The sequence below is a fragment of the Paenibacillus sp. FSL F4-0100 genome, from assembly GCF_037993005.1.
Lineage (GTDB): Bacteria > Bacillota > Bacilli > Paenibacillales > Paenibacillaceae > Paenibacillus_AQ.
On sequence record NZ_CP150303.1, the window covers coordinates 5,980,586 to 6,007,064 of the forward strand.

At 49.8% G+C, this 26,479-nt stretch carries 26 protein-coding genes and 1 tRNA gene; 2 read left to right on the forward strand and 25 right to left on the reverse strand.

All coding sequences use genetic code 11. From position 1 onward, the window contains the following. Window positions 1–56 precede the first annotated feature (56 nt). From MHH48_RS27010 to nrdR, 5 genes are all read right to left on the reverse strand, one after another. Window positions 57–407 carry a hypothetical protein gene (locus MHH48_RS27010; protein ID WP_076324307.1) on the reverse strand — a complete coding sequence of 117 codons (351 nt, stop codon included), beginning with the start codon at window positions 405–407 and terminating at the stop codon, window positions 57–59. Next, window positions 370–1,380 carry an ABC transporter permease subunit gene (locus tag MHH48_RS27015; RefSeq protein ID WP_076324308.1) on the reverse strand — a complete coding sequence of 337 codons (1,011 nt, stop codon included), beginning with the start codon at window positions 1,378–1,380 and terminating at the stop codon, window positions 370–372. The genes MHH48_RS27010 and MHH48_RS27015 overlap by 38 nt, the downstream gene beginning before the upstream one ends. A gap of 218 nt (window positions 1,381–1,598) precedes the next feature. Next, window positions 1,599–1,976 carry a discoidin domain-containing protein gene (locus tag MHH48_RS27020; protein ID WP_256720693.1) on the reverse strand — a complete coding sequence of 126 codons (378 nt, stop codon included), beginning with the start codon at window positions 1,974–1,976 and terminating at the stop codon, window positions 1,599–1,601. A gap of 164 nt (window positions 1,977–2,140) precedes the next feature. After that, window positions 2,141–2,213, reverse strand: a tRNA-Ala gene (locus MHH48_RS27025). A 176-nt stretch (window positions 2,214–2,389) separates the two neighbouring features. After that, window positions 2,390–2,863, reverse strand: coding sequence for a transcriptional regulator NrdR (gene nrdR, locus MHH48_RS27030; RefSeq protein WP_076324309.1), 474 nt, complete (start codon window positions 2,861–2,863; stop codon window positions 2,390–2,392). Window positions 2,864–3,011: 148 nt separating this feature from the next. Here nrdR and MHH48_RS27035 point away from each other — a divergent pair, with 148 nt between their 5' ends. Continuing rightward, a complete protein-coding gene (locus MHH48_RS27035) occupies window positions 3,012–3,239 on the forward strand; it encodes an alpha/beta-type small acid-soluble spore protein (RefSeq protein WP_053492022.1) in 228 nt (75 codons plus the stop codon). Between the two features lie 67 nt (window positions 3,240–3,306). Here MHH48_RS27035 and MHH48_RS27040 read toward each other — a convergent pair whose 3' ends face one another. The 15 genes from MHH48_RS27040 to MHH48_RS27110 all read right to left on the reverse strand — a co-directional run bounded on the left by MHH48_RS27040 (window position 3,307) and on the right by MHH48_RS27110 (window position 20,453). Beyond that, a complete protein-coding gene (locus MHH48_RS27040) occupies window positions 3,307–3,873 on the reverse strand; it encodes a lytic transglycosylase domain-containing protein (protein ID WP_076324310.1) in 567 nt (188 codons plus the stop codon). Further along, window positions 3,870–4,469 carry a dephospho-CoA kinase gene (gene coaE, locus MHH48_RS27045; protein WP_076324311.1) on the reverse strand — a complete coding sequence of 200 codons (600 nt, stop codon included), beginning with the start codon at window positions 4,467–4,469 and terminating at the stop codon, window positions 3,870–3,872. Before coaE ends, MHH48_RS27040 begins: the two co-directional genes overlap by 4 nt. Before the next feature lie 9 nt (window positions 4,470–4,478). Next, entirely contained in the window at window positions 4,479–5,219 is a 741-nt protein-coding gene (locus MHH48_RS27050; RefSeq protein ID WP_076324312.1) for an MntP/YtaF family protein, read from the reverse strand. Between the two features lie 122 nt (window positions 5,220–5,341). Then, window positions 5,342–6,175, reverse strand: coding sequence for a DNA-formamidopyrimidine glycosylase (gene mutM, locus MHH48_RS27055; RefSeq protein WP_076324313.1), 834 nt, complete (start codon window positions 6,173–6,175; stop codon window positions 5,342–5,344). A 145-nt stretch (window positions 6,176–6,320) separates the two neighbouring features. After that, entirely contained in the window at window positions 6,321–8,981 is a 2,661-nt protein-coding gene (gene polA, locus MHH48_RS27060) for a DNA polymerase I (protein ID WP_076324314.1), read from the reverse strand. Between the two features lie 265 nt (window positions 8,982–9,246). Further along, window positions 9,247–9,906, reverse strand: coding sequence for a phosphate signaling complex protein PhoU (gene phoU / locus MHH48_RS27065; protein ID WP_076324315.1), 660 nt, complete (start codon window positions 9,904–9,906; stop codon window positions 9,247–9,249). Window positions 9,907–9,955: 49 nt separating this feature from the next. Next, entirely contained in the window at window positions 9,956–10,711 is a 756-nt protein-coding gene (pstB, locus tag MHH48_RS27070) for a phosphate ABC transporter ATP-binding protein PstB (protein ID WP_076324316.1), read from the reverse strand. 48 nt (window positions 10,712–10,759) lie between these two features. Further along, window positions 10,760–11,635, reverse strand: a complete 876-nt coding sequence (gene pstA / locus MHH48_RS27075; RefSeq protein WP_076324317.1) for a phosphate ABC transporter permease PstA — start codon at window positions 11,633–11,635, stop codon at window positions 10,760–10,762. Beyond that, a complete protein-coding gene (gene pstC / locus MHH48_RS27080; protein WP_076324318.1) occupies window positions 11,636–12,568 on the reverse strand; it encodes a phosphate ABC transporter permease subunit PstC in 933 nt (310 codons plus the stop codon). Window positions 12,569–12,627: 59 nt separating this feature from the next. Next, window positions 12,628–13,629 (reverse strand): PstS family phosphate ABC transporter substrate-binding protein, encoded by a 1,002-nt coding sequence (locus MHH48_RS27085; RefSeq protein WP_076324319.1) that lies wholly within the window; start codon window positions 13,627–13,629, stop codon window positions 12,628–12,630. Window positions 13,630–13,756: 127 nt separating this feature from the next. Then, entirely contained in the window at window positions 13,757–14,947 is a 1,191-nt protein-coding gene (locus MHH48_RS27090; protein WP_076324320.1) for a methyl-accepting chemotaxis protein, read from the reverse strand. 175 nt (window positions 14,948–15,122) lie between these two features. Next, window positions 15,123–15,854 (reverse strand): response regulator transcription factor, encoded by a 732-nt coding sequence (locus MHH48_RS27095; protein WP_076324321.1) that lies wholly within the window; start codon window positions 15,852–15,854, stop codon window positions 15,123–15,125. 70 nt (window positions 15,855–15,924) lie between these two features. After that, complete coding sequence (locus tag MHH48_RS27100) at window positions 15,925–17,739, reverse strand: ATP-binding protein (protein WP_076324322.1); 1,815 nt, start codon at window positions 17,737–17,739, stop codon at window positions 15,925–15,927. 25 nt (window positions 17,740–17,764) lie between these two features. Continuing rightward, window positions 17,765–18,736, reverse strand: coding sequence for a bile acid:sodium symporter (locus MHH48_RS27105; protein WP_076324323.1), 972 nt, complete (start codon window positions 18,734–18,736; stop codon window positions 17,765–17,767). Between the two features lie 163 nt (window positions 18,737–18,899). Beyond that, window positions 18,900–20,453, reverse strand: coding sequence for a fumarate hydratase (locus MHH48_RS27110; protein ID WP_076324324.1), 1,554 nt, complete (start codon window positions 20,451–20,453; stop codon window positions 18,900–18,902). Window positions 20,454–20,671: 218 nt separating this feature from the next. Here MHH48_RS27110 and MHH48_RS27115 point away from each other — a divergent pair, with 218 nt between their 5' ends. Further along, window positions 20,672–21,043, forward strand: a complete 372-nt coding sequence (locus MHH48_RS27115; protein ID WP_076324325.1) for a hypothetical protein — start codon at window positions 20,672–20,674, stop codon at window positions 21,041–21,043. Between the two features lie 130 nt (window positions 21,044–21,173). On the opposite strand, the gene MHH48_RS27120 is transcribed toward MHH48_RS27115, so the two are convergent. The 5 genes from MHH48_RS27120 to citZ all read right to left on the reverse strand — a co-directional run bounded on the left by MHH48_RS27120 (window position 21,174) and on the right by citZ (window position 26,413). Then, the gene (locus MHH48_RS27120) at window positions 21,174–22,040 is read right to left on the reverse strand and encodes an SDR family oxidoreductase (RefSeq protein WP_076324326.1); all 867 of its coding nucleotides are present in this window, start codon (window positions 22,038–22,040) and stop codon (window positions 21,174–21,176) included. 290 nt (window positions 22,041–22,330) lie between these two features. Further along, window positions 22,331–22,756: a hypothetical protein gene (locus MHH48_RS27125; RefSeq protein WP_076324327.1), complete on the reverse strand. Its 426-nt coding sequence runs from the start codon at window positions 22,754–22,756 to the stop codon at window positions 22,331–22,333. Between the two features lie 152 nt (window positions 22,757–22,908). Next, the gene (mdh, locus tag MHH48_RS27130) at window positions 22,909–23,850 is read right to left on the reverse strand and encodes a malate dehydrogenase (protein ID WP_076324328.1); all 942 of its coding nucleotides are present in this window, start codon (window positions 23,848–23,850) and stop codon (window positions 22,909–22,911) included. A 14-nt stretch (window positions 23,851–23,864) separates the two neighbouring features. Then, complete coding sequence (gene icd / locus MHH48_RS27135) at window positions 23,865–25,157, reverse strand: NADP-dependent isocitrate dehydrogenase (RefSeq protein ID WP_076324329.1); 1,293 nt, start codon at window positions 25,155–25,157, stop codon at window positions 23,865–23,867. Between the two features lie 143 nt (window positions 25,158–25,300). Further along, window positions 25,301–26,413, reverse strand: a complete 1,113-nt coding sequence (gene citZ, locus MHH48_RS27140) for a citrate synthase (protein WP_076324330.1) — start codon at window positions 26,411–26,413, stop codon at window positions 25,301–25,303. Between the last annotated feature and the right edge of the window lie 66 nt (window positions 26,414–26,479).

Consider the following 26,479-nt stretch of genomic DNA (forward strand, 5'->3'; position numbering starts at 1 on the left):
ATTGCATCAGGCTTCTCCGGCTTGTATATCTGATCCACTCAAATTTAGGGAGCCCCTTAACTTTGATCCAATTGGACAGCATGGATACTCCCCTTCCTAATTAATGAGAGTCCTGACTTATGAATTACCTCTGTTGAGTTTGTTCTTATATTCCATCGGATTAATTCCATGATACTTTTTGAAGATTCTTGAAAAGTGAATACTGTTTTCGTAACCAATCCGATTGGCGATTTCATAAATCCAACAGGCCATAGCTTCACCTCCGAGTGGGTGATCGCCGCATTTGAACTTAGTGACCCTGCGATGACATGAATTAAAGGTATGGCAACAGCTATGCAAAATAATGAAAGCAGGATGAAGTTAGCTGTATCAAAAATAACTTCTCCTGTCGTTCGTCTGATTCTCATGCTCGTTTGACCTCCTAGTAAATTCCTTCGCCGTCCATTTGCTTATACGGTTAGCAACAACAAGTAGAATGAATCCAATGACAGATTTAAACAGTCCGATAGCTGTAGTGATGCTGTATTGGCCCTGGAGAATACCGACACGATACATATAAGTATCGAGTACATCACCGGTCTCAAATGTAGCCGGGTTCAAAAATTGATAGATTTGTTCGAAACCGGAATCAAATATATGTCCGATCTTCAACAGTAGAAGAATCATAATAGCTGGAAGTAGCCCGGGTAAAGAAATATTGAGAAATTGCCTCCAGCGGTTAGCACCATCCATTTTTGCTGCTTCATACAAGGAAGGACTGATACCAGCAAGCGCTGCTATAAAAATAATGGCATTCCAACCCATTTCCTTCCAGATCCCAGAGCTTATGATGATGGTTCGGAAATACTCAGGCTTCTGAAGAAATGAAATGGTCTCTCCCGAGAAAGAATGAAGCAATTGATTGACTAATCCATTGCTTGGAGACAGAAGCATATACGTTAGCCCAAATACGATCGTCCAGGATAAAAAGTGCGGCAGGTAAAGTACCGTCTGGACAATCCGCTTGTATGCCATATGCCGTACTTCGTTAAGCAGACAAGCCAAGAGGATCGGTAATGGAAATGCAAATACGATCTGATATAAACTGATAATCAGCGTATTGCTCATTAAACGCCCAAAATTATTGTAAGCAAACAATTGCTGAAACCATTGAAAGCCCACCCAATCGCTTCCAGCGTAACCTTTAAAGATATTGTAGTCCTGGAAGGCGATGAAACTGCCCATCAACGGTAGATACTTAAATAACAAGAAGTACAGAATGCCTGGAACGAGCATGATGTAAAATGCCCGATAACGGATTAGGTACCTCCAGAACCCTTTTGTTTCAGACATGAATTTTGGAAGTCCCTTGAAGGTTTCCGTTGATGAAGTAGGCGTCATATCTTGTCTCCTTTAATGCCCTTGATTTAGAACCTATCCTCATTATAGAAGCGCCGGATTGGCTCAACAATGTGACCGAAATCTGATTTACTGCAGTAATCGTCCAAAGCAGGTTTATCCGAAGCACAAGAAGGCTGCTGATAACATAAGCAAAGGACACACCTCTAACGAGAATGTGTCCTTTGCTTATTGGTCAACTGCTCATCCATACCTTCACTTCACTGTTCAGGACCATACACCTCAAATTCCCAAATCGAATATCCGTATATCGTAGCCCGAACCGTTCCGTACATCCGAACATACCGTGCTTCTACTGCGTCAAAAGTAATCGTCTCAAGACCACCTTTGCCTGACGTGGTGCTGTATACATCTCTCCAATTTGTCTCATGGCTTGGATCGTCGGCCACCTGTATCCGATAGCTCTTCCCGTAAGAAGCCTCCCAATAGAGCCTAACTTCATCTATCGTTTTGGACTCTCCGAGATCCACGTAGATCCAACCGGGATCCACTCCCCGCTTCGAACCAAAGCGCGTTGTTAACTTCCCGTCGTTCACGTACGGCGCGGTATCCTCCAGTCCGTCGTTGGATGAAGCCACGGCTAGACGGTGCAGCGCCAGATTGGGCGCTGCATGTTCTCATGACCTAATGAATGGCCATGCATGTTTCTCCATATTAATTCCGTCCCCAAATCCATTTAGATAAATTCGTCCTATAAAAGCAAAAAACCCTTGATGATATATCATCAAGGGTTTTCTTATTATGGAGCCTAGGGGGATCGAACCCCTGACCTCATCGCTGCCAGCGATGCGCTCTCCCAGCTGAGCTAAGGCCCCGTAAGCGACTTCTATATCATATAAAAAATCAGCAGGCATGTCAACATGTTTTTCACATTTTTTGATGACGTGCTGTATCCCTTTTACTTCTCTATATAATGTCACTTAGCGATGATGATAATGGGCCCTATGAGAGCACCAGAAGAGCACCTGGATCGTATGGAACCATGGCGCTCTTACAACTCCGAAACGTCCGTACCCTTGGACAGCAGGCTTTTCAGTTCCTTCATAAACATATTGATATCCTTGAATTGGCGATACACGGATGCAAAGCGGACGTAAGCTACCTCATCGACCGGATATAACCGCTCCATCAGAAGCTCCCCGATCTGGCGGCTCTCCACCTCTGCTGCTGCGGTATTGCGCAGTGCCTTCTCTACATCCGATACGATCATATCCAGCTGGTCCACGGATACCGGACGCTTCTCGCATGCCCGGATCAAACCGCGGAGCACCTTCTCCCGGCTGAATTCTTCGCGGCTTCCGTCCTTTTTCACGACGATCAGCGGCGTTTCCTCCACCATCTCAAAGGTTGTGAATCTCTTGCTGCACTGCTCGCATTCCCTGCGGCGGCGGATGGATTTATTCTCGTTGGCCGGCCTGGAATCAAGCACTTTCGTTCCGGCATAACTGCAATATGGACATTTCATAAAGTCATCTTCACTTCCTTCGTTTCAGCGTATTTCGCCTTGAATGGCGCTACAGAAAAATTTACCAGCAAAACTTTGTTTTTTTATGTTATGAAAATGCGAAACCCGAGACATAATACTTTTACCAACCCAAGGAGGTGAACTTAACATGGCACAAAGCAACAACAACTCCAACAACCTGGTTGTTCCTCGCGCAAACGCTGCTCTTGAGCAATTGAAGTACGAGGTAGCTCAAGAACTTGGTATCTCCATTCCACAAGACGGATACCAAGGTAACATGACTTCCTACGAGAACGGTTCGATCGGGGGATACATCACAAAGCGTCTTGTAACCCTGGCCGAGCAACAATTGGCTGGTCAATTCTCCGGTCAATAATCGATTCTTCCTTAAAAAAGGAGTGTTGGACGGCTCGATGTAAGAGCCTGTCCAGCGCTCTTTTTTGTTAAAAGCCGTCCTTATATACATCTGTATACTGATTATAATAATAAATCACGCGCTGTACATAGTGACGGGTTTCCCCGATAGGAATACTCTTCACATTCTCGTAGGTTCCATCCCACATGCCCTTGTTGATCCAATTCTTCACGTTCCCGGGGCCTGCATTGTAAGCGGCGATGGCGGCAATCGGATTGCCGTCCATTTCCTTGTGCAGATTCTGAATATACCAGGTGCCCAACTGGATATTCGCATCCACTTCATTCTTCACGTTCAGCAGGTTCACCGATGGCAGCTTGGCCATTTCCATCGCCCAATTCGCCGTATCCGGCATCAGCTGCATAATGCCCAGCGCACCTTTCTTGGATTCCTTGCCTGGCTTGAAGTTCGTCTCCACTCGAATGATGGAAGCCACCAGGAAGGGATCGACCTCATAGTAAGCGGCATGCTTCCGGATTTCATCCTTATAATGAATCGGATACAGCAAGGTCATCCAGTTCGAGCTCAGAAACAGCAGCGCTACAAAAGAGACAAACAGCAGAAGCAGCACTCTTTTTTTACGGAGCCACCTCATAACCGAACCAGCCTGCCCCACAGGTTGTCCACCTGCTGCTCTGTTTCGGCCAATGTTCCGCTGTTATCAATAAGGATATCCGCGAGACGCTTCTTCTCCTCGATATCCATCTGGCTGTTTAAACGCGCTTCTGCCGCTTCCCTGTTAAGATCATCGCGCACCATCAGACGCCCTAGCTGCAGCTCTCGCGGTACATAAACGACAGCGATCTGGTCAAGATAAGAATAATGCTCCTTAGCCTCAAGCAGAAGCGGTATATCCGCTACCACGAGCCGATCCGGATACTGCCGCTCATACGCTTCCGTCCGTTCCCGGATTTCCTGCCGGATCGCCGGATGCGTGATCTCATTCAACACCGTTCTCTGCTCGGGATGATGGAAGATCATCTCCCCGAGTTTTTTTCGATTCAACGTACCGTCCTCAAACAGGATCGCTTGTCCAAAATGTTCGGTCACTTTACCCAGCACCGGATGACCCGGGAGCATCACTTCCCGGGCGATGAGATCCGCATCGACGAGAAGTGCTCCCTTCATGGTCAACATGGAGGACACGGTGCTCTTGCCTGTTGCAATTCCTCCGGTTAAACCGATATTCATGACTTCACCTCATAACAGCTTCATTATACCCATGACGATTAACAAAAAAGCAGGCAAATAAGAGATAAAACGCATGCCGCCTTTGGACGCAAAACGTAAACCAACCCTCATGCCCAGCACCAGGAATATCCCGCTAAACAAGGAAACAACCGTTGCGGTACCTAGCGGTGAGAAGCCCAGCATGGCTGCGCCAAGCCCTGCCCCGAACGCATCGAGCGATAGCGCGATCCCGAGCCACATCGCCTCCCACGGAGAGATGCTGCCGGAGTCGTCCAGATCCGCCTTCGAGGGACTGCGGAGAATTTGAATGACAACGCCGATCTTCGGAATCTCAAGAGAGAATACTGCCCGCTGAAGATGCTCTTGACCTGCCGTGTTAACCTCACGTCGTAATTTTACTTGATGGTCAGCCCCCTGCGTTTCTATAAGAGACTTTGTAATAACCTCATTAGAAACCGGCTGCACATCAGACTCGTTTTTTCTGCGAACTTGCTGGCATAGAGACCATAAGCCCAGCAGAATCAAAATGGCGGCTCCGATCACGGACGCCACAGATGGGGATAAGAACCGCTGTAACAGCGCGCCTGCCTGCATGGAGGCGCCAAGCACCAAGCCGGAACATAGCGAGATGATCAATACAGACAGCAGCGGTATCCTGGTTTTGCGCAGACCGTATGTAACCCCCGCCCCAAATCCGTCCAGGCTTAATGCCATAGCCAGCAGCACAGACGAGAAAATATGACTGAGCACCCTTTTCCCTCCTCGTAAGCTCCACATCAAGCGGCTCATTCATGAAGAAGAGCAACTCCATGCGCTCCACATATGTTCCACATTATATGTGTGAGGAAAGGAATGGGTGCACGCCTATTGGATTACTTCCTTAACGGCTGACACTTCGGGCAGAAGTGGGTCCCCCGTCCGCCAACCACGATCTTATGAATCGGTCCTCCGCATGTATTACACGGCTCGTCCTTCCGTCCGTAAATCTGATGACTGTGCTGGAACATCCCCATTTCACCCTGTCCATTGACATAGGATTTAATGGAAGAACCACCCGCGTCAACGGCTTCGGACAGTGTATCCACAATCGCATGAAACAATCGCTTGAGCTCGGCATCCTTCAGGCTGTTAGCATTGCGTTCCGGATGAATCCCGGCTCGAAACAATGCCTCATCGACATATATATTGCCGATACCGACCACATATGCCTGATTCAGCAGCACCGCCTTGATCTTCGTTTTCTTGCTGCCGATGACTTCCTTAAAGGTTCCGAACGTAAACGTCTCATCCAGCGGCTCATAACCCAGCTTGGCAAGAGGAGCGTGCTGGAACTCTTCCCCCGTTGCAAAAAGATGCATCGTTCCGAATTGGCGTACGTCCTTATAGCGCAGCTCCGTGCCATCCGAGAAATGAAAGATGACATGGGTATGCTTCTCCACCGGCTCCTCGGCAGGGTACACCCCGTAACGCCCTTCCATCCGAAGATGCGAGACGAGCACTAGCCCATCCAGCAATATCCGTAAAAATTTCCCGCGGCGCTCTACACCTTCCACGGTATGATCCTTCAGCATAAACGCAAATGCCTCAATATCGTCGGGACGCTGAATGATCCGCGGCAGATGTACGGATACGTGATCTATATGCTTACCTTTAATCAATTGGTTCAGTGTTCGTTTCACTGTTTCTACTTCCGGCAATTCCGGCATAATGACTTCACCTCATTTCCCATTATACCGGAAGTTGGGACAGAGCGGGACCATGGTTTTGTGGAAAGGTATGGTGCATATCGCGCCCCTCTTCACGCCATGATCCCTATAAAAGATCTTCTATTGACTGACACAATGTCCAGCTTTACTTCGCTTCGTACCAGTTCTCGCCATAGCTGACTTCCGACTTCAGCGGTACCGACAGCTTTAGTGCCTGGCTCATCACTTCCGGAACCAGTTCCTTCATGATCTCCAGTTCATCCTCCGGCACCTCAAACACCAATTCATCATGCACTTGAAGCAGCATGCGGCTCTTCAACTGACGATCATACAATGCCTTGTCCATATGGACCATGGCCAGCTTGATAATGTCGGCGGCCGTTCCCTGAATCGGCGTATTCATCGCCGTCCGCTCCGCAAAGGACCGCAGATTAAAGTTGCTGGCATTAATCTCCGGCAGATACCGTCTGCGTTCAAGCAACGTTTTCACATAGCCATCTTGCTTCGCCTGCTTGACGATCACGTCCATATAACGCCGCACACCTTGGAACACCTCGAAATACTGGTCAATGAATGCCGCGGCTTCCTTCCGGGTAATGTTCAGGTTCTGGGACAAGCCATAATCGCTGATTCCATACACGATGCCGAAGTTAACCGCCTTGGCGGACCGGCGCATATTGGAGTCCACCTCATCCACGCCGACTCCAAACACATCCATCGCAGTCTTGGTGTGGATGTCCATATCGTGGACAAAAGCTTCCTTCAGCCGTTCATCATCCGAGATATGCGCAAGCACACGCAGCTCGATCTGGGAGTAGTCAGCTGCCAAAATGCTCCAGCCCGGCTCGGACGGAACGAAAACCTTACGCAGCTTGCGACCTTCCTCCAGACGGATCGGAATGTTCTGCAAATTCGGAAATTGGCTGCTCAGACGTCCCGTTGCGGCAATCGTCTGGCGATAATAGGTGTGCACTTTGCCAGTCTGTGACGAAATCTCTTTCAGAAGACCTTCCACATAAGTGGATTGCAGCTTGGCCAAGGTACGATACTTCAGGATCAGGCGAACAATATCATGATAAGGCGCCAGCTTCTCCAGCACCTCGGCATCGGTAGAATAACCGGTTTTGGTCTTCTTGATGACCGGAAGCTCCAGTTTAACAAACAGAATCTCGCCCAGCTGTTTAGGCGAATTGAGATTAAATTCCGTTCCAGCGATCTCATAAATCTCATGAACAAGCTTCGAGATCTGTCCTTCAAACTCGCGACCCAGCTCCTTCAAATCCTCCGCATTCACGGCAATTCCCTGCTTCTCCATATCGGCCAGAATGCGGGATAGCGGCATCTCCAGCTCATGGAACAGCGGCAGCATTTCATTAGCTGCCAGCTCCTTCTCCTGAACGGGAACCAGTTCGGATACAGCCAGGCATTTTCTGGCCATATGCTCGCTGAGCTTCTCCATATCGGGAACCTTGTATTTGGCCCCTTTACCGAACACATCCTCATCGGCTTGAAGATACGCAAGCCCGTATTTAGAGGCCAGTCCGCTAAGGCTTTGATTCGCTTCCGTCGGGTCCAGCAGGTATGCAGCCAGATGAACGTCGAATGCTGCGCCGGCAAAAGCGATCCCCTGCCAGTGGAGAGCCAGATCAATGCGGTGCAGATCATACCCGCGTTTCGGGATTCCACTATCGGCAAGCCAAGCACGGACAGGTTCAGCCACTTCCGACTTCAGAACCTCAAACGGAATGAAGTACTGTCGTTCCTCTGTAGCGAGCGCGAGCCCGATCACCTCGGCATGATGAGGGTTTTCCCCATGCGTCTCAACATGGAGCACGGTCACCTGGGCCAGGTTATCCGCAACCTCCGCAAGTTCCTTCGTGTCCACAAGGGTCACTTCAATCTTCGCTTCGGGCTTCGACTCAGCCGCATCTCCACCCATTCCGCTTATGCTCAGGTTTAACCGTTCAATCAGCGATTTAAACTCCAGCTTCGCCAGTGCAGGTCCTGCCGTCTCTTCATTCAGGCCTGTAAACGCCATGTCATCCAGCGACTGCTCCATCGGTACTTCGCGGAAGATCGTGGCCAGCTTCTTGCTCAGTATGGCGGAATCGGCATGCTCTTCGATCTTCTCTTTCATCTTGCCCTTCAGCTCATCTGTACGTGACACCACGGCCTCAACGGATCCAAATTCATGAAGCAGCTTCAGAGCCGTCTTCTCACCCACTCCTGGAACGCCGGGAATGTTATCGGAAGCATCGCCCATCAGCCCCTTAAGATCGATAATCTGATCAGGCGTCAGGTTATAACGCTCCTTAATCTGTTCCGGTCCGTAATACTCAATATCAGTAACGCCCTTGCGGACCATCGCGATCGTGGTATGTTCCGAAGCCAACTGCAGCATATCCTTATCCCCGGATACGACCATCACCTTGCGGCCAGCTTCGTCAGCTTGACGGGTAATGGTCCCGATAATGTCATCGGCCTCATAACCGCCAATTTCGAACTGGGAGACGCCAAGACCCTTCAGCAGCTCTTTCAGCAGCGGGAATTGTCCGGAGAGCTCAGGAGGAGTCTTTTGACGGCCACCTTTGTAATCCTGAAAATCCGCATGCCGGAACGTTTCCTTGCCGGCATCGAATGCCACCATCATATGGGTCGGTTTATGCTCCTCAATTAAGCGAAGCAGCATGGTCGTAAAACCGTAAACTGCATTCGTCTGCTGTCCACTGGCATTGGTCAACGGCGGCATCGCAAAGAATGCACGGTAAATGATATTATTTCCATCAATCAAAATCAGCTTGTCCATAGAACACCTCGCACCAATATTACTTCCTTTCCACATGATAACATAGGTTACCGCCAATTCCGAACAATCCGTTCGATTAACGATGAATTCTTGATGAAACGCAAAATAACCCCACAAAGTGGAGCCTGTGCTTCGATGCTTATTCCAAATACTTTGCGGGACCCCAAATATATAAATGCGATTAAAGAATTGTTCCGCTTCGCTGGAGTTTTCTAAATTCTCGCAAAAAAACGCCAGCTTTCGCCAGCGTTAGACTGTCATGATGCTATTGATTGAGGTCGGGACGGTGACCTGTTACGAGGTACACGGTGCTCTCGCCAATGTTCGTGGCATGGTCGGCGATCCGTTCAATGTAACGGCCCACCATGATCAGCAGCATCGCTTGATTGGCCGAGTCCGGATCGGAGGTCAGATGCGAATACAGGTCCTGCAGAATGACGCTGTACAAATGATCGACCTGATCGTCATCCTGGGCCATTTTATAAGCCAGATCCGTGTTTTCCATCAGATAGGATTCGATGGATTCCGAGACCATCGCACGCACCAAATCCGACATCCGCGGAAGATCCACTAAGGGCTTGATCAGCTTCTGGCCTTGCAGACGGATCGTGACTTTAGCGACATCACGAGCCAAGTCGCCCATCCGCTCCAAATCGCTGGCAATCCGGAAAGCAACCAATATCCGTCGCAAATCCTTCGCCACAGGCTGCTGGGTTACGATCAAGCGGGAGCCGATCTCCATGATCTGCTCTTCCATTGTGTTTAACTGTACATCGTTCTTGATAACCGCCTGCGCTTTCTCCGCATCCAGGGTCTGGAGAGACTCTACACTGCTCGCCAGTGCCTCCTCCATATGCTTGCCCATATCCTGCAGCAAGGTTTTCAGCTCATTAAGCTGCTGATCAAACTCAATTCTCCGGATCATGTGTGATGTTCCTCCTATCTACTTTTAAGAAAGATCATATGAGTGTGGGTTAACCAAATCGACCCGAGATATAGTCCTCGGTACGTGCATCCGACGGCGTCGAGAACAGCGTATCGGTGCTTGCAGATTCAACCACTTCGCCATTCAGGAAAAATACCGTCTGCCCGGATACGCGGGCGGCCTGATGCATATTGTGCGTTACCATAACGATGGTGTATTTGCTCTTCAGCTCTTGTACCAACTCTTCGATTTTCAGGGTCGAAATCGGGTCCAGCGCGGAAGTAGCTTCGTCCATAAGCAGAATATCCGGCTGTACAGCAAGTGCCCGGGCAATGCACAGACGCTGCTGTTGGCCCCCGGACAAGCTCAGCGCGGACCGCTTGAGATAATCCTTGACTTCATCCCACAGCACGGCCTGCTTCAAACTCTGTTCCACAATTTGGTCAAGCTCCGCTTTACTGCGGATACCGTGGAGTCGCGGACCGTAGGCGATATTATCATAAATCGATTTAGGAAACGGATTCGGCTGCTGGAACACCATCCCTACCTGCTTGCGCAGGGCTTCAACGTGGACTTCCTCGCTGTAGATTTCCGTCCCGCCGATTTGCACGCTGCCTTCAATCCGGGTGGAAGGAATCATGTCATTCATCCGATTCAGCGTACGCAGCAGCGTGGATTTACCGCAGCCCGACGGACCGATGAACGCCGTCACCGTTTTTTCCGGAATGTCCAGATCCACGTTTTTAAGCGCATGATACGTATCATAGTAAAGGTTTAATTTCTTAATCTGTATGATGGATTCCATATCTTATTCATGTCTCCTTTTTCACGATTAGATCTGCTTAAGCGTCTCTTAGATGTTCTTCGAATACTTGTTCCGGATCCACACGGCGATGATGTTCATGATGAACAGCATGATGAGCAACAGAATAATACCCGAAGCCGCCAGCTCGTGGAAAGCCTCACTTGGTCTTGATATCCAGTTAAAGATCTGGATCGGCATGACAGTAAACGAATCGAGCAGATTTTCCGGCAAGAAGGCCACGTACGTTAAGGCACCGATCATGATCAGCGGTGCGGTTTCGCCAATCGCACGAGACAAGGCTAGGATAACCCCGGTCATGATTCCTGGAATCGCTGAAGGGAGCACAGCGCTGGATACCGTTTGCCATTTCGTTGCGCCCAGCGCATAAGAAGCATCGCGCCGGTTCTTAGGCACGGCGCGAAGCGCCTCCTGAGCGGCAACGATAATAATTGGCAGCACCAGCAGCGTCATCGTTAATACCCCGGAGAGCAGACTGCGGCCCAGATTCATCCCACGTACGAAAATAGCGAGCCCCAGGATACCATATATAATAGAAGGAACCCCTGCAAGCGTACTGATATTCAGCTGAATCAGCCGAACCCAGCGGCTGCGGCCCGCATACTCTTCAAGAAAGATCGCTGCGCCAACGCCTAATATGAAGGACAGCGGAGCCATGAGCAGAAGCAAGTAAATCGTGCCGACAATCGGCGATTTCAGTCCTGCTTTATCCGCGATACGTGACGGATAGTTGGTGAACAGATCAGGCGATAGTCTGAAAATACCATCCGTCACAATCGTAACAATCAAAGCCATCAAGGCAAGAATACCGATACTGGTACAAGCCAGGAATATAATGTGCAGCGTCTGGTCACTACGGCGTCTCCGGTTGATTCCTTTGCTATCTCCCAGATTCAATTGTTCCATCTAGTATTCCTCCCTGAAGCGGCGAGCGACCCACTGCGCCAATATATTAAGCAAGAAGGTGATGACAAACAAGGTCAGACCTACCGCAAAAATCGTGCCGTATTCAATCGTTCCGCGCGGAACATCACCCATACTTACCTGAACGATATAAGAAGTCATGGTCTGGATGCTTTCCAGCGGATTCAGCGTCAGCTGCGGCGTAGCACCAGCAGCCACCGTTACGATCATCGTCTCGCCAATCGCACGCGAGAATGCCAATACGAAGGACGACACGACCCCCGACAGAGCGGCAGGCAGCACAATTTTCAGTGCAACCTCAAATCGGGTAGCACCGAGCGCGTAGGCACCGTGACGAAGACTCTTGGGTACCGCACGCATCGCGTCTTCACTTAAAGATGAAATCATCGGCAGGACCATGATCCCTACCACGATACCCGCGCTAAGAGCATTGAATATACCCATGTTGGGAAAAATCTTTTGAAGGAATGGCGTTACCGTTTCAAGCGCAAAATATCCATAAACAATCGTTGGTACACCAGCCAATACTTCAAGCACTGGCTTTACAACCCCCCGAACCCGGGCAGGAGCGTATTCATTGAGATAAATAGCGCATGCCAAGCCGATAGGCACTGCGAATAGAATCGCAATGCCTGTAATCAGCAATGTGCCGCCCAGCAGGGGCAGCACGCCGAATTCTTTTGGAGGGAGAATCGGACTCCATGTCGTTCCAGTCAGAAAGGACCATACCGGTACTTCCTTGAAGAAGATCACGGATTCCTGCAGAAGCGTATATACAATACCGATGGTAGTAAACACCGAAAGCAGGGCACACAAGCCGAGTAAGATTGGAATGATTTTGTCTGAGATGCGTGTTTTGCTTCGACGGAATGTCATGCTTTTTGTGTTTACCGCCACGGGTGAAGTTTTGTTCATTCTCCTCTTCCCTTTCTATGGGTCACCCGGAGGATTCCCTCCGGGCATCTAGTCTTTAATTATTTTGCCAACTTGTCTTTTTCTGCTTTGTACTGTTCATCTTGAAGCGGTACGAATCCGACTTCGCCAGCAAGACTAGCGGCATTCTCAAGGTAGAAGTTCATGAATGCACTCACTTCTGGACGCTCAAGCTCTTTATCGTTAACATAGAGCAGCAGCGGACGGGACAATGGAGCATAGCTGTTATCCTTGATCGTTTCCATGCTTGGAGCTACTGTAGCCGTACCGTTATCAATCGGAACCAGCTTCAACTTGTCTTGGTTCTCTTCATAGAAGGAGAATCCGAAGTATCCGATGGAGTTCTTGTCACCAGCTACCCCTTGTACGACTGCGTTTGTATCAGCACTGAACGTAATTTGGCTATCGTTTCTGCTTGCTTGTGCTTCACCGTTAATTGCTTCTGTGAAGTAATCAAATGTACCGTGGTCAGTACCTGGCGAGTAAATCTTGATTTCCTCTGCCGGCCATCCTTCACGAACGTCAGCCCATGTTTTTACGGTGCTGTTTGGCTCGTAAATTTTCTTGAGCTCATCTACGGTCAATTTATCTACGAATTCATTGCTTGGATTAACAACGACGGACAGTCCGTCATAAGCTACCAGAACCTCATGATAGGTAATGCCATTGGCTTTTGCTTCCTCAGCTTCACTGTCTTTAATTGGACGGGAAGCATTGGATACTGCGATCTCGCTGTTGTTAAAACGTTTGAAGCCAGCGCCTGTTCCGCCTGTTCCGATTGGAATACGGACATCAGGGTTAGCTGCACCAAACTCTTCAGCAACCGCTTCGGTTAATGGATGCAGTGTACTTGAACCATCAATTTCAATTGTTCCTGTCAAAGCTGTTGAGGTATTTTCCTCTGTTTGCTGTGCTGAACCATTCTCTTTATTTTCTCCTGAAGCACCGCCGGAAGTTCCTCCTCCGCATGCTGCCAAAAGTGTGCTCAGCATTAACACCAATACGAGAATACCTGCTGGTTTACGACCCCTTCTTCTAAACAAACGAATCCACTCCTTCAAAATGGTTGTTGTCTCTACTTCCTGCTTACAATATTGATAATAATCCCGGAATGTAATAGCAGTTTCTTAGAAATGTAAACGCAGTGTAAAATATTTTAATAAAGTAGAGTTATACATTCGATCTTTCTTCCTTGATCGAAGATTCGCCGGTGTTCATTCCAGCAAGCTCATCCTTAACCCGCTCCACACGCCTAACGGTTTCCTCGGCCAGTTGATAAACCTGGCTCCCGGATTTCTCGACCTCTTGAACGGCGTTGTCCATTTCATTAAACATCTGGGCACCTTCCGTTACATACCCCTCGCAGGATTGAATTTCCTTCAGCGATGATACGGCCCCCTTGGCTGTATCTGCTGCCAGCCGCTGGATTTGCTCCAGCAGCTGCGATATATCCCCTGAGAGCTTGCGTGTTTGTTTAGCCAGCGATTGTACCTCTGCCGCAACCACTTGAAATCCCCGCCCATGCTCGCCGGCATGTGCGGCTTCAATCGAGGCATTCATTGCCAGCAGACTGCTTTGGTTCGCAAGCTCGGTAATCATGCCGGTTATGGAAAAAATGCGGCTGGCATCCGCCGCGAGCTCGGAGGCCTGGCCTTCACGCTTCGTCATATCCTCCACAAGGCCAAGGTACGAGGTTCGGACAAGATCCAGTTTCTCCTTCCCGGTTTGAGACCACTCCCTCATCCGTATACATTCCGAGTTCGTTCTCGCTGCTGCCGTTCGGACGTCGGTTAATGAGGATTGAATGTTCCGGGTATGCCGGTAGCTTTCCTGCAGGATCAGTTCCCGCTTCTCTTCCGCCTCCGCTTGGAGTCCGCTGGACAGACTCATCAGATCCCGGACGGTAAGCACACCTTGCAGTTGGTTTGAATCCGTGATCAGGACACAATCATAGAATTTTGAATCCGGGCGCTGTAGGGACAATTCCAGCAGCGTTCCGACCTTCTCGGATATATCGACACGCATCGGTTGATGGTCCGCAAACTGGAAGGCGGGCTTGGAATAATACAGGTCAACGGCAAACCTGCCCATCATTCGCTGGTAAAACACATCCCGCATGATCAGTCCTGCTGGTGTGTCTGCCTCATCGCAATAAATAACACACGGAATACGCGGGTCCTTCGCAAAAACATTCAACACATCAAGGCAGGATTCAGTCTTTCCTATAACAGGGACCCTTCTTATGTATTGCCGATATAATGCGCCTGCTTCAGGCTCGTTTGCTACTTGTCCATCAAGTTCCGGCTCTACCTCCATCTTCATTCTCTCTGTCTGATTTGGTTTGGTTTGAAGCAGTGTCATGCGCCTTCACCCCTTCTTCATCTGGTCCTTTAGACGCATCTTACCGAACAAGTATTATGGGAATATACTCGAATGATTAAGGGAACGTAAACTACGGAAGGATAATCGCGGGGATATGAGACATTAGACACGTCAGGATCTGACCAAAGACCCAAAAAAAAGACTCCTCATCATTTCAAACGGAATGATGGGAGCCTTTTTTCGGATTTACTACAAGTTTATAACCAACCCCGCGAATGGAGTCAATGTGTACAGATTCAGGATCAAGCTCAAGCTTCTTGCGCAGGGAACTCACATGAACGTCCACGGTTCGCTGCCCGCCGATATAATCGAAGCCCCAGACCACGTTCATCAGATCATCCCTTGTTAACACAACGCCCGGTTTTTTGGCCAGATAGAGCAGCACTTCAAATTCTTTCGGCCTAAGATTAATGCTCTGACCGCCAAGACGAACCTCGTATTTCTCAGGATAGATTTCCAGTTGTCCAAGTGAGATGACATTTCCTTGATTATCAGTCGTCTTCACTTCATCGGCGTGACCGGAAACCCGGCGCATAACGGCCGATACGCGGGCCAGCAGCTCAGATACGCCAAATGGCTTGGTAATATAGTCATCCGCCCCCATCTTCAAACCTTGAACAACTTCTTCCTCGGCGTTCTTCGCGGTCAGAATGATGATCGGCGTGGTAATTCCGTTACTGCGAAGCTTCTCTAAAATCTGAAAGCCGTTCATGCCAGGCAGCATGACATCCAGCAGGATCAGATCATATTCATGATGCGACGCTTTCTCGTAACCTGCGGTACCGTGTTCCTCTACCTCGACTTGAAAACCTTCCTGCGTCAGATTGTAAGACAACAGCCGCGAAAGTGTCGGCTCATCTTCGATAACCAGCATGCGTTGCGTCAATGTTACCCCCGCCCTTATCTTGATAATTGGACTGCTTATGCAAGTATATCAACAGAATGTTAACGGAGTGTTAACTCCCTGTCTCCTGGGTTTCCTGCAATATCGGAAGCTCAATAATGAAGGAGCTGCCGATTCCGAGCTCGCTCTCCACCTTGATGGTTCCGTGATGAAGATCTACCAGATGCTTCACGATCGATAGTCCAAGCCCCGTTCCGCCTGATCCGCGCGAACGCGCTTTATCCACCCGATAGAATCGTTCAAATATACGGGGAAGATCTTTCTTCGGAATGCCAATCCCGGAATCCTTAACGATGAATTCCACAATATCCTCGGCGTTCCCATGACTATGCTTTTCAAGAGCCGTTAATTTTACTCGTCCGCCTTCTTGCGTGTAACTGATCGCGTTCGAGAGCAGATTCATAAATATCTGGCGGAGCTTGTCCTCGTCTCCCTCCATAAACAGCTCTTCCGGAATGTCGAGCTCCAGGCTGATCCGCTTCTTCTCTGCGACCGTGCGCATCATTTCGGATATCGTATCAAAGAACGCCGACAGATGAATCGGCGAATAATCCATCTGAATCCGCTTGGATTCGATCTTGGACAGCTCTAGAATGTCACCGATCAGCCGGTTCAGCCGCTCGGACTCGTCATAAATAATCTGAAGGAAGGAACGCGATGTCTTCTCATCGGTAACCCCGCCACCAAGCAGCGTTTCGGCAAACCCTTTAACCGCAGCGAGCGGAGTCTTCAGCTCGTGAGACACGTTGGCTACGAATTCGCTCCGCATGCGTTCCAGTCTGCGGATATCACTTACATCCTGCAGGAGGAACAGCATGCCTCTATATGACTCCTGCTCTTCCTCCTGCATCATCGCAACCCCATCCAGGCGGATGATCGATTCCACCGGATAATAAATGTTGCGCTCTTCATGGAAGCCTTCCTTGCTCTCCAAGCCTTGCTCCATCAGTTTGGTCAATTCATAATGCTGCTTGAGCTCACGGTACGATTTGCCTGTTATCACTTCGGCATTAATGCCGAGCATTCGCTCGGCAGCCCGGTTCACAAGAATAATCTGACCTGCTCCGTTCACCATGACGATACCGCCTGTCATATTGTTTAGAACGCTTTGCAGCAAATCCTCATTATCCCGTATCGTCCGCAGTTGGGTCTGCAGGCTGTCGGCCATTCCGTTAATCGCTTGCGCCAATTGACCGATCTCGTCCTTACGGTGAATCTTCACCCTCGCATCATATTCAAGGCTCGATATCCGTCTGGCAACGCGCGTGATTTTCTCTAGCGGTGACGTCAAGCCTTTAGCGACACGATAACTCACTAGGGCAGCAATCAGGAACAGCACCAGCAGGCCAATCCCCATGACGGCCCAGCCTTGCCTGACTCCCTGGTCCACTGCTTTCAGGCTAACCGACAATCTGACGAATCCGTCGAAATTCTCTCCGGCCTTGACCGGAAGAGCAACGTAGAGCATGTCCTGCTCAAGCGTATCGCTCCGGCGAATGGTACTCCCGCGGCCTTCTTTAACCGCCTGAAGCATCTCTTCGCGATAAGCGTGGTTATCCATAGTTAACGGATCACTTTCCGAATCCCCGATGACCTTGCCATCCTTCAATATAAACGTCACTCTCGACTCGGACAGCTCCTCAAGCTGCATGGATCTGTTGGTATAATACGTGATAGCATCCGCGCTGTCCGCATCCGGAAACTCCATCATCGTCTGCAGAAGCCGAATCTCCCGGACCATATTGTCCTCCAGCAGCTGAACATGGGACTGCTTGAATACCGTCACCATAGCCAGTCCTGCCGCGAGCATAGATAACCCAATTAAAGTAAGCATAATCAGAGTCAAACGATTGCGATACTGCCTCATGGTCTCTCCTCTTTCTGCCGCGTGATCATTTTGGATAACTTACTGCTCGTGTGCGTCTTCGGTGGAATAACGCATGAATGATGGTCGCCGCTGGCTGCTGGAACATAATGCCAAGCACCACCGGGATGGAAGCCTGGGGTGAGAAATACGTTGTAGCTAGCACCATCCCGAGTGATATATTACGCATTCCGGACGCATATGTAAATGTAATTTGCATTTCCCGTGTCGGTCCCGGCATCGCATACGAGCCAAAATAACCAAGCAAATAACAGATCACAATCAACGTGAAAACAACCGGGATAACCACCAGCATCTCCTCCTTCATGCCTGCTGCATGGGGAGCGATGGCAGCTGCATTCAGCATAACCACGAGCATAAAAAACACCTTCGAGATCGGCTGGGCAACGGGAGCCGACCAGTCCTTAATCCGTCCTTTGGAGCCTTCATACAGCATCACCCCGATCACAGTGGGCAATACCACCATGGTTAGCAAATCGAGAATCAGCTCAGACGCATTCCAGGTAACCAAAGCATCCCCGATAAACATATCCATCAAGGCCGGTACGACTAGTGGACTGAGTATGGTATCCAGCACGACCACCGCTAAGATGAACGGAACGCTGCCGCCGGAGCTCCCGACCCACATCACCGAGGATATCCCCAGCGGAATGATCGCGAACAGCAGCAAGCCGATCGTATAATCCGAGTGCGCACCAAACACAGCCGAGCCCAGTCCATAAGCAAGCACCGGTGCGGCCGCATGGGCAAGAAACAGCGTCAACATAACGGCAAAGGGGCGTTTTAGAACCCCTTGCAGATGACGGATCCCACAGCCAAGCGCCATAACCAGTGTAATATAACCGAATAGATAAGGAATCCAGTGAACAAAGTCCAGCAAGACATCCGAGAGCAGCCAGCCAAGCACCAGCGAGCCGGGAATCAAGAGAAAGGTGTACTTTTCAAACCAAGATGCAAAGGCTAGTCCAAAACTTCTCACCTGTTTCCTCCCATGTCTGAATTGACGTATTTGACTTTCATCATAAACCGGAGTGTGCGAAAACCGCAACGAAAATTCGAAATAAGGGCCCACCTCCCCTGCTCAACAAAAAAACATCGACCGGCACATAATGGCCAATCGATGCTTCTTCAGATGCTCTGGATTAGGAGTACACCGGCTCTTTAAACATGGCCAGCTTCTCTGCCGAATCCTTGCTCACATCGGCATGCAGGCTATTTCCGTGTGAATCCATCGTGACGATAGCGGCAAAGCCATCAACCTCCAAATGCCACATCGCTTCCGGAATGCCAAACTCCATGAAATCCACGCCGTTTACTTTTTTGATGCATCTTGCGTAATACTGAGCGGCCCCGCCGATTGCATTCAAATACACGCCGCCATGCTCCTGCAGGGCTTGCAGCGTCTTCGAACCCATGCCGCCTTTTCCGATGACCGCGCGAATGCCGAATTTTTTCAAAATATCGCCCTGGTACGGCTCCTCGCGAATGCTGGTTGTCGGGCCTGCCGCCTTGACATGCCATCCCTCTTCATCCTGCATCATAACCGGACCGCAGTGATAAATCACAGATCCGTTCAGATCGATAGGAGCATCGTGATCCATCAGATATTTATGAAGCGCATCCCGTCCGGTATGCATCTCGCCTCGGATAACCACCACGTCCCCAACGCGCAGAGAACGAATTTGCTCCTCGCTGATCGGGGTCTGCAGCACCACTTCGCGGCCCTTGGAATCACTTGGACCGGCGTCTTCTGCTTGGGACACAGCCGTTTCGGAATTTGCGTTCATCTGCACCTCGCTGCCCGCTTCATACAGCCAGTCCGTGATCTCCCCGGTTTCCGGCTCAATCAATACGCCCTGACGGCGGAATGCCCAGCAGTTATAAGCAACCGATACAAAAAAGCTTGCCGGCAAACGGTTCATCGCACCGATCTTGCAGCCGAGCAGCGTGACTTCTCCGCCAAAGCCCATTGTCCCGATCCCCAGCTTATTTGCATTTTCCAATATGTAATCTTCGAGCTTCGCCAAATCTTCATTCGGGTTCACATCTTCCACATGACGGAACAGCTGATGCTTCGCAAGCTCATAACCGGTCGTCCGGTCGCCTCCGATGCCTACGCCGATAAATCCAGCGCTGCAGCCCTGACCTTGAGCTTGATACACGGCATGCATAATGCATTTGCGGATCCCGTCAAGATCGCGGCCTGCTTTCCCCAATCCTTCAAGGTCTGCAGGAAGACTGTACTGGATATTTTTGTTCTCGCAGCCGCCCCCTTTCAGGATGAGACGGACGTCCACCTTATCCTGCTCCCATTGCTCGAAATGGATGACGGGCGTGCCAGGACCGAGATTATCCCCGCTGTTAGCGCCAGTCAACGAATCCACTGAGTTAGGGCGCAGCTTGCCATCCTTCGTGGCGCGAATCACTGCAGAGTAAATCGCCTTTTTCATCTCGATTTGGTTCGCACCCACCGGTGTATGTACGATGAATGTTGGCATGCCGGTATCCTGGCAGATCGGCGATACTTCCTGCTCGGCCATCTCAATATTTTGAGCGATTGTTGCCAGTGCCAGCCCCGCTCGCGTTGCCGCATCCTCAGACGCTCGCCCACGGTTGACTGCTCTTCGCACATCTCCAGGCAAATTCGTGGAGGTTTCTACAATCAGTCGATACATGCTCTCTTCAAATGACTTCATAACGTTAGTAAACTCCTCTCTCTCATAACCCAAACATGATGGTAAAAAAGAATCATTATAAACTGCCAATATTGTTATCATATCATATCATTTCGCACATGAAAGGGTTTACTTCAAAAAATGAAAGAGTAGAGAAAATGTGTTGATTTTCCCCGTCGCATCAACCATACCAATCTATGAATCTCACATATATTGGTTAAGGAAAGGAGGTGATAGTTATGACGAAAGCCTCAATCTCCCAAGTTGTCTTTCCAAGACTTGCCCTGTTTAGAAACGAGTTTTACAGAGGACGCCGATTTGTCGTACGTGGAAATGTAGGTATCCGCAATCTCGAGAGAACTTTCGGTGACATTGAAAGCTTGAGATTCTTCTCCACCAACCCCAATGCAACCCTGGTCCTGTTCTCGGAAACGAATTTCAGGGGCAGATTCAGAGTATTCCGCGGCAACACCAACATCGCCGATCTTGATGATATTATTCGTGGCGAAGAGCCGGAATCCATTATCAGCTCCAACCGTCGTTTGACGCTGGCTCAAATCCGGGCGATCCGCGATACCGGTACACTTCCAAACGGTTTTAGAACCATCTGATTCTCCGTAAGCTCCGTAATCTCTCCAAATTCACCTATGATAAAATAGCGGACATCCGGGCTGGAGCCCCGGATGTCCGCTCTATTTTATTCATTGAGTATGTCTTCACAACATAAGTGAAACAAACACCTTAACCGTTAATCACTTCGCCGCCATTCACGTGAATGACTTGACCGCTCACGTAGGAGGAGTCCGTCGAGGCCAGATATACATAGGCAGGAGCTAGCTCTTCCGGTTGACCTGGACGTTTCATCGGCTGGGTCGCCCCAAACTCGGCTACCTGATCCGGCGGGAACGTCGAAGGAATCAGCGGCGTCCAGATCGGTCCCGGCGCAACGGCGTTCACCCGGATCCCTTGCCCGACTACGTTCATCGATAATGAGCGCGTAAAGGCAACGATGGCCCCCTTGGTTGATGCGTAATCCAGCAGCTGCGGACTTCCCCGGTAAGCCGTGATGGAGGTTGTATTAATAATCGAGCTTCCTTTCGACAGATGCGGCATTGCCGCCTGTGTCAGATAGAACATACCGAAAATATTCGTACGGAACGTCCGCTCCAATTGTTCTTTGGTAATATCCTCAATCTTCTTCTGCGGATGCTGTTCGGCTGCATTGTTAACGAGAATATCGAGCTTTCCGAGCTTCTCCACGGTTTCGGTAACCGCATCGCGGCAAAACGCATCGTCGCCGACGTCACCGGCGATCAGCAAGCATTTACGGCCTTCCTGCTCCACCTGACGCTTGGTCTCTTCCGCATCCTTATGCTCATTCAGGTACACAATAGATACGTCCGCGCCTTCCTTGGCATAGTGGACCGCTACCGCACGGCCAATACCGCTGTCACCTCCGGTAATCAGTGCAACCTTTCCCTTCAACTTACCGGCTGCTTTGTAAGCACTGCTCTCAAACTCCGGCTTCGGACTCATCTCCGATTCCGTTCCGGGTCTGTGATCCTGATGCTGGGGCGGCAAGGTTTGTTTCTGTTGATCTTGTGGCATATGAACATTTCTCCTTTCGGGTCAGTATCTCAAACTACCACTCATAGGATGCGTACGACACGCCTCTTTATACTCATACAAAGCCCTTCGCTATTGTTTTTACCCAGATTGAACGGGATCAAACGTAAGTAAAGCCCTTCTCTCCCAATAAATTCCCCCCACAAAGTGGGGCATTGCTCCGAAGTCCATTCAGATCCTTTGCGGGGGACGCCGGTAATTTATATGAATGCAATAATATCAAAAAAAGCCGCCCGATAAACGGACGGCTTCTCTTTCGTATGTAGCTGTTCTTAGATGATATGGTTGAATACCATGAAGAAGATCATAACCAGGAGCAGCAAGGAGAGGAGTGCGCTAAGCGTACCCAACTTGCTTGTTTCTTCCTTCACTTCACGCTTCTCGCGGATTCCTGCAAGCGCATTCTTCAATGGCTTGCTCATGATGCCTCCAATAGCAAACATCGCCAGCAGCAATACCGTTACAATGATCATCCAAGGAACCGAATACTCGCCTTGGGACATCATGTATCCGCCAGTCAACAACTGAATAACCAAGCCGTACTGAGCAAACCGGTTCGCTACACGAATCGTATTAACGGCTCCTTCTTGTGCGCCGAGGGACAACTTCTGAATACCGCCAACAACAAACGGCAGAATCAAGTAAAATCCTAGCGCCGCCGTACCGACCATATGCAGAAAAAATGTTACGTTCCACATAAACAATTCCTCCAAAGTCGTTAGTGTGATTTTTGTTACATCAAGTTCATCGTCTCTTATTATACTGGAGAGATCCTCCAAAGAAAAGCAATCCCGCCCCGAATCACGGGACGGGATTGCATTATTAGACGATTTTGTGAATCCTGATTCAATTACAGGGTCACGACCGCGGTTACATTACGTACGGATTCCGCAGACTTATCGAGAGCAGCTTTCTCTTCGGCCGTCAGCTCAAGCTCGAAAATTCGCTCGATGCCGTCTCCGCCGAGAATTGCCGGTACGCCCATGAACAGATTGTCATAGCCATACTCGCCCTCCAGCAGAGCAATAATCGGAATGATCCGTTTCTTGTCCTTCAGAATCGCTTCCGTCATTTGTACCAGGGACGCAGCCGGCGCATAGTATGCACTACCGTTACCCAGCAGGTTCACAATTTCGCCGCCGCCAACCCGGGTACGCTGCACAATGGCTTCAATGCGCTCAGCCGGAATCAGCGTGTCGATCGGAATGCCGCCAACACTGGAGTAGCGAACGAGCGGAACCATGTCATCACCATGGCCGCCAAGTACGAATCCGCGGACATCCTCAACCGATACGTTCAGCTCTTGCGCGATGAAAGTGCAATAGCGAGCCGTATCCAGTACGCCAGATTGGCCGATTACGCGGTTCTTGGGAAATCCGAGCGTGTTATATGCCACGTAAGTCATGGCATCGACCGGGTTGCTCAAGATGATCACCGTGGCGTTCGGTGCGTGACTCTTCACGTTCTCACATACGGATTTCACGATCCCTGCATTGGTATTAACGAGGTCATCGCGGCTCATGCCCGGCTTGCGGGCTACACCTGCTGTAATGATTACGATATCGGAATTAGCTGCATCCTCATAGTTGGATGTACCAACTATGTTGCTGTCAAATCCTTGAACGGGACTTGCTTCGAGCATATCCAGCGCTTTACCTTTCGTTGGGTTCTCGAGCTGCGGGATATCCAGCAGCACCACGTCACCCAATTCTTTTTGAGCAAGCATCAGGGCGGTAGTCGCACCTGTAAAGCCAGCACCTACTACCGTAATCTTTTTACGAGTAATTGCCACGATGAATCTCCTCCTTACAGGTTTTTAATGATTTCGTCTGCGAACTGGGAGCATTTCACTTCGGTAGCGCCTTCCATCAGGCGGGCAAAGTCATACGTCACAGTTTTGTTGTTGATCGATGTTTCCATCCCTTTGTAGATCAGGTCAGCGGCTTCCTGCCATCCGAGGTGCTCAAGCAGCATTACGCCGGAGAGGATAACGGAACCAGGGTTTACTACGTCTTTGTCTGCATATTTCGGAGCTGTACCATGAGTCGCTTCGAAAATCGCATGTCCAGTTACATAGTTGATGTTAGCCCCTGGAGCGATACCGATACCGCCAACTTGTGCAGCCAGCGCGTCAGACAGGTAGTCACCGTTCAGGTTCAATGTCGCAATGACATCGAAGTCGGTTGGACGAGTCAGAACTTGCTGCAGCGCGATGTCAGCAATCGCATCTTTAACGATGATTTTGCCAGCTTCTTCAGCTGCTTTTTGAGCAGCATTAGCTGCATCTACGCCGTCTTTATCCTTGATGATATCGTATTGAGCCCAAGTGAACACTTTATCGCCGAATTCAGCTTCAGCCACTTCGTAACCCCAGTTTTTGAAGGCGCCTTCTGTAAATTTCATGATGTTGCCTTTGTGAACCAATGTCACCGATTTGCGGCCATGCTTGATTGCGTATTCAACCGCTGCACGTACAAGACGCTTGGAACCTTCGGAGGATACAGGCTTGATGCCGATACCGGACGTTTCCGGGAAGCGGATTTTGTTGGCTCCCATCTCGTCTTGAAGGAACTTGATCACTTTCTTCACTTCTTCGGAGCCTTCTTTATACTCAATACCTGCGTAGATGTCTTCCGTGTTCTCACGGAAAATAACCATGTCTACCAGTTCAGGGCGTTTTACCGGAGATGGTACGCCGTCGAAGTAACGAACAGGACGCAGGCAAGTGTACAGGTCCAACTCTTGACGAAGGGCAACGTTCAGGGAACGGATACCGCCGCCGATAGGCGTTGTAAGAGGCCCTTTAATCGCAACGATATACTCGCGAATCGCTTCAAGCGTATCGTTCGGGAGCCATTCACCGTATGTATTGTATGCCTTCTCACCGGCAAATACTTCATACCAGGCAATTTTCTTGGAACCGTTGTATGCTTTTTCTACTGCTGCATCAAGGACGCGTTTGGAAGCTCTCCAAATGTCACGGCCAGTACCATCACCTTCAATAAAAGGAATGACAGGGTTGTTAGGCACCTGCAGAGTTCCGTTATCAATCGTAATTTTCTCGCCTTCAGTTGGTAGTGCGAATTTTTCCAATTTCATGAGTATGAGTTCCTCCTTTGAATATGGTTCTTGTCTCTAACTATTCCAAAAATTCCACCAGAATAGGCACAGAGAAACCCGCCACCCGCGATTCACTCACGTTTGAGCGGTTCTCTAGCCTATTGTACATGATTGCCAGCCACTTAGCGAAGTTCTATCGGCACATATTTTTGGTCGGTCATACCTGTATACTCTGCGCGCGGGCGGATAATACGGTTGCCTTCATACTGCTCAAGGATGTGCGCAGTCCATCCGGATACACGGCTGATGGCAAAAATCGGCGTGAACAATTCCTGCTCGATACCGAGCTGCGTATAGACCGATGCGGAATAGAAATCAACGTTCGGCTTCAGCCCTTTTTGGTTGGTAACCGTTTCGTCGATCAGTACCGACATGTCGTACAGCGTAGTGTCGCCTTTCATTTCACCAAGCTCACGCGACATTTTTTGCAGATGCTTCGCGCGCGGGTCGCCGTTTTTGTAAACGCGGTGTCCAAAGCCCATAATTTTTTCACGGTTGTCCAGCTTCTCCTGAATGTAAGCCTGAGCCCGATCAATCGAACCGACTTCGTTCAGCATCTTCATGACGGCTTCATTCGCACCGCCGTGCAGAGGACCTTTCAGCGCACCAATGGCGGAAGTTACGCCGGAATATATGTCGGACAGCGTGGCTACGGTTACACGGGCAGCAAACGTGGATGCGTTAAGCTCGTGATCCGCATGCAATACCAGTGCCTGGTCCAGAGCTTTGATCGAAGTCTGATCAGGATCTTCGCCTCTGAGCATATACAAGAAATTCTCCGAGATGGAGACGCCGGCTTTCGGAGCGACCGGCTCTTTACCCTGACGAACACGGGCGATGGCAGCGATGATCGTCGGAAGCTGAGCTTGAAGTTTAACCGCTTTCTTTTCGTTCGCTTCACGGCTCATATCGTCGCCTTCGGCGTCATACAGAGCAAGCGCGGATACAGCGGAGCGAAGCGCAGCCATCGTATTGGTATCCTTCGGATACAATTTGATCTGCTGGATAAGCTCATCCGGAATGGCAGCATAGTCGCTCAAATCTTGTTGAAGGGCCTTAAGCTCTTCGGCATTCGGAAGTTTTCCGAACCAGAGCAGATAGGCTACCTCTTCAAAACTTGCATGTTCTGCGAGATCGTCAATATCATATCCACGATAAGTCAGAACGCCATCGACGATCGAACTAATCGCGGAGGTGGTAGCTACAATGCCTTCCAAACCCTTGGTAGCTGTCATGCAACATCTCTCCTTTATGATCGGGATAAACTGAACTATTTTGACATTCATGAAAACATTTTCATG

What these genes read in the sequence shown, in the direction of transcription:
- MHH48_RS27015 (WP_076324308.1), bottom strand. Translation starts at nt 1,380, where the DNA reads ATGACGCCTACTTCATCAACGGAAACCTTCAAGGGACTTCCAAAATTC.
- coaE (WP_076324311.1), bottom strand. Translation starts at nt 4,469, where the DNA reads ATGAATATCGGTTTAACCGGAGGAATTGCAACAGGCAAGAGCACCGTG.
- citZ (WP_076324330.1), bottom strand. Translation starts at nt 26,413, where the DNA reads ATGACAGCTACCAAGGGTTTGGAAGGCATTGTAGCTACCACCTCCGCG.
- MHH48_RS27110 (WP_076324324.1), bottom strand. Translation starts at nt 20,453, where the DNA reads ATGAAGTCATTTGAAGAGAGCATGTATCGACTGATTGTAGAAACCTCC.
- MHH48_RS27010 (WP_076324307.1), bottom strand. Translation starts at nt 407, where the DNA reads ATGAGAATCAGACGAACGACAGGAGAAGTTATTTTTGATACAGCTAAC.
- MHH48_RS27125 (WP_076324327.1), bottom strand. Translation starts at nt 22,756, where the DNA reads ATGTGGAACGTAACATTTTTTCTGCATATGGTCGGTACGGCGGCGCTA.
- MHH48_RS27090 (WP_076324320.1), bottom strand. Translation starts at nt 14,947, where the DNA reads ATGACACTGCTTCAAACCAAACCAAATCAGACAGAGAGAATGAAGATG.
- nrdR (WP_076324309.1), bottom strand. Translation starts at nt 2,863, where the DNA reads ATGAAATGTCCATATTGCAGTTATGCCGGAACGAAAGTGCTTGATTCC.
- icd (WP_076324329.1), bottom strand. Translation starts at nt 25,157, where the DNA reads ATGAAATTGGAAAAATTCGCACTACCAACTGAAGGCGAGAAAATTACG.
- MHH48_RS27100 (WP_076324322.1), bottom strand. Translation starts at nt 17,739, where the DNA reads ATGAGGCAGTATCGCAATCGTTTGACTCTGATTATGCTTACTTTAATT.
- pstB (WP_076324316.1), bottom strand. Translation starts at nt 10,711, where the DNA reads ATGGAATCCATCATACAGATTAAGAAATTAAACCTTTACTATGATACG.
- pstA (WP_076324317.1), bottom strand. Translation starts at nt 11,635, where the DNA reads ATGGAACAATTGAATCTGGGAGATAGCAAAGGAATCAACCGGAGACGC.
- phoU (WP_076324315.1), bottom strand. Translation starts at nt 9,906, where the DNA reads ATGATCCGGAGAATTGAGTTTGATCAGCAGCTTAATGAGCTGAAAACC.
- mutM (WP_076324313.1), bottom strand. Translation starts at nt 6,175, where the DNA reads ATGCCGGAATTGCCGGAAGTAGAAACAGTGAAACGAACACTGAACCAA.
- pstC (WP_076324318.1), bottom strand. Translation starts at nt 12,568, where the DNA reads ATGAACAAAACTTCACCCGTGGCGGTAAACACAAAAAGCATGACATTC.
- MHH48_RS27035 (WP_053492022.1), top strand. Translation starts at nt 3,012, where the DNA reads ATGGCACAAAGCAACAACAACTCCAACAACCTGGTTGTTCCTCGCGCA.
- MHH48_RS27120 (WP_076324326.1), bottom strand. Translation starts at nt 22,040, where the DNA reads ATGCCACAAGATCAACAGAAACAAACCTTGCCGCCCCAGCATCAGGAT.
- polA (WP_076324314.1), bottom strand. Translation starts at nt 8,981, where the DNA reads ATGGACAAGCTGATTTTGATTGATGGAAATAATATCATTTACCGTGCA.
- MHH48_RS27115 (WP_076324325.1), top strand. Translation starts at nt 20,672, where the DNA reads ATGACGAAAGCCTCAATCTCCCAAGTTGTCTTTCCAAGACTTGCCCTG.
- MHH48_RS27040 (WP_076324310.1), bottom strand. Translation starts at nt 3,873, where the DNA reads ATGAGGTGGCTCCGTAAAAAAAGAGTGCTGCTTCTGCTGTTTGTCTCT.